Annotated in this window: 4 protein-coding genes; all 4 read right to left on the bottom strand. The window is 68.0% G+C overall.

Translation table 11 applies throughout. From position 1 onward, the window contains the following. On the bottom strand, positions 1 to 364 hold a 364-nt coding region (locus GPT33_RS18735; protein ID WP_296812162.1), incomplete at its 3' end, for a hypothetical protein. A 268-nt stretch (positions 365 to 632) separates the two neighbouring features. Continuing rightward, a complete protein-coding gene (locus tag GPT33_RS18730; protein WP_296812160.1) occupies positions 633 to 764 on the bottom strand; it encodes a hypothetical protein in 132 nt (43 codons plus the stop codon). A 184-nt stretch (positions 765 to 948) separates the two neighbouring features. Further along, the gene (locus tag GPT33_RS18725; protein ID WP_296812157.1) at positions 949 to 1,326 is read right to left on the bottom strand and encodes a hypothetical protein; all 378 of its coding nucleotides are present in this window, start codon (positions 1,324 to 1,326) and stop codon (positions 949 to 951) included. Between the two features lie 21 nt (positions 1,327 to 1,347). Beyond that, positions 1,348 to 2,445, bottom strand: a 1,098-nt coding sequence (locus tag GPT33_RS18720; protein ID WP_296812154.1) for a heavy metal translocating P-type ATPase, incomplete at its 5' end; no start/stop codon positions are given.

Genomic DNA, 2,445 nt, shown 5'->3' with positions numbered 1-2,445 from the left:
CCTGGTTCAGACGCACCCACCAGGCGTGGTTCTCGAGTGGATTGCCCGACCAGCGCGCGAGAAAGGTGCCCGTCATCCGCTGCGCGCCATGGAGAGCGAAGCGAAGGCGCGTAGTCCCGGGTAGGCGTGGGCGCGAGCGTGTTGCCGCAGTGGCGAAGGGGCGGGAGTCCCGAAGCCGCGGAGGCAACATGCAGAGCGCATCCCAGACGCCGTCAAGCCATTTGAGGGCGCAGTCGTGCCCGGCGAACCAACGGGGAGTCGGGCACGACTGCGCCCGCAGGGCGAACCCGGGTACAAAAGGCCGTCGCCAAGGACCGAGTCCTCGCGGCAGCAGGATGCCCCCGCGAGGTATCACGAGGGACACGCGACTCTCCGGTTCAATCAAACCCTACCCGTTGTGTGTCTCCATCCCTCGGCAAGGCCAAAGCGAAGGGCGGGACGACGAATGAGTGTCGGGTCCTGAGACTGAAGGCCAAAGCACGACCCGCATCGAACCGCAGTACGAGCGACCAAGCAGGAGTGCGGTCAACAGCAGGAAATCGAGGAACACCGGCAGGACCGTCAGCAGCACGGGCCCGCGGTGCGCAAGGTGTTCACCTGAGCACCCGCGATGAGGAGCACCAGCAGGGCAATCACAGACACCGGCCACCAAGCAAAGCGTTCTCGCCAAACCGCCCGTCCGGCACCCGCACGAAGGTCGCGTAGAGCAGCACCATCAGCGTCGGCCAGAGCAGCGCCTCGCGGATCGGCCAGCGTCGGTCCATGCGCTCCCTACCAGCAAGCCGCCAAGGATTGCGAACAGGTAAATCCAGACCTGTCGACGTTCGAGTCAGGCGATCCAAAGAAATATTCCCGTTGGCCGGTCGCGCATGGTCTGTCGTTTCGAGGCGTACCTCCTCCGTCAGGAAGAACGGGGAGTGTAAGACTCGACCACGCTTCGAACGCCGGTCACACCGGTGAGCTTGCAGCGGCTCTGCCGAGGCTGATCGACGATTTCGCGCCCGCTGCGGCGCCCGAACCCTCACGGTCGGGCGAATCATGCGTCACACGCACGCGCTTGACCCGGGCGGGAGGAACCGCCAAGCGCGGGCTGAACTCCGACGTGCCGATCGTCGGGCTCAGACGGCGATAGGTCGATAACGCTTCCGCGAGCACCTCGCCGTCGACGGCAATGGCCTCGATGTGCAGGTGGCCGGGGATGGGGCTGCGCTCGTGGTGGCGCTTCTGCAGCCGCCCGCTGACCGCGAGCTGACCGGCGTGATCCCGCAGTAGAACGGACGTGATCTTTGCCCGAGACGAATCGATAGACTGCACGCCGATTGTCATCAGGATCGTGGTCGGCCGCACTCAGATCGCGGTTGACCGCAGCCGCAGCGCATTGCCGATCACCGACACCGAGCTGAAGCTCATGGCCGCCGCGGCGATCATCGGCGACAACAGCAGGCCGAAGACCGGATAGAGCACGCCCGCCGCCACCGGTACGCCGAGGCCGTTGTAGATGAAGGCGAAGAACAGGTTTTGGCGGATGTTGCGCATCACCGCGCGACTCAGTCGGCGGGCACGCAGGATGCCGCGCAGGTCGCCCTTGATCAGGGTCACGCCGGCGCTCTCCATGGCGACATCGGTGCCGCTGCCCATGGCGATGCCGACGTCGGCGCGGGCCAGCGCCGGCGCATCGTTGATGCCGTCGCCGGCCATCGCCACGCGATGCCCCTCCGCCTGGAGCCGGGCGACGATCTCGGCCTTGCGCTCGGGCAGCACCTCTGCCTCGAAGCGGTCGATGCCGAGCTGCCCGGCGACCGCCGCCGCGGTGGTCCTGCTGTCGCCGGTGAGCATGACCACGGCAAGCCCGGCGGCGTGCAGCTCGCGGATCGCCTCCGGCGTGCTGTCCTTGATCGGATCGGCGACGCCGAGCAACCCGGCGGCGCGCCCGTCGATGGCCACGAAGACGACCGTCTCGCCCCGGCCACGGTGTGACTCGGCCCGCGGCTCCAGCGTTGAGACATCGACATCCAGGCCGGCGAGGTAGCGTTGGGTTCCAATCGTCACGGCGCGGCCCTCGACCCGCCCGCGGACGCCTTTTCCGGTGACCGACTCGAAGTCCTCGGCCGCGGCCGTCGCCAGACCCCGCTCCTCGGCTCCGGCGACGATGGCCGCGGCCAGCGGATGCTCGCTGGCGCGCTCCAGGCTGGCGGCGAGCCGCAGTAGCTCGTCCTCGCTGACGTCTGCTTCGGCCTCGACCGAGACCAGCGCGGGGCGGCCTCGGGTCAGGGTGCCGGTCTTGTCCACCACCAGGGTGTCCACCTGCTCGAGCACCTCCAGCGCCTCGGCATTCTTGATCAGCACGCCCAGCCTCGCTCCCTTGCCGGTGCCGACCATGATCGACATGGGCGTGGCCAGGCCGAGCGCGCAAGGGCAGGCGATGATCAGCACCGCGACGGCATT

This window comes from Thiocapsa sp. (assembly GCF_011390875.1).
Taxonomy (GTDB): domain Bacteria; phylum Pseudomonadota; class Gammaproteobacteria; order Chromatiales; family Chromatiaceae; genus Thiocapsa.
The sequence above is the reverse complement of the archived record's forward strand: the minus strand, read 5'-3'. Positions and strand labels throughout refer to the sequence as shown.

Bases quoted from the DNA above. Each gene is read 5' to 3' on its own strand.
- GPT33_RS18730 (WP_296812160.1), bottom strand. From the start codon at position 764: ATGGACCGACGCTGGCCGATCCGCGAGGCGCTGCTCTGGCCGACGCTG.
- GPT33_RS18725 (WP_296812157.1), bottom strand. From the start codon at position 1,326: ATGACAATCGGCGTGCAGTCTATCGATTCGTCTCGGGCAAAGATCACG.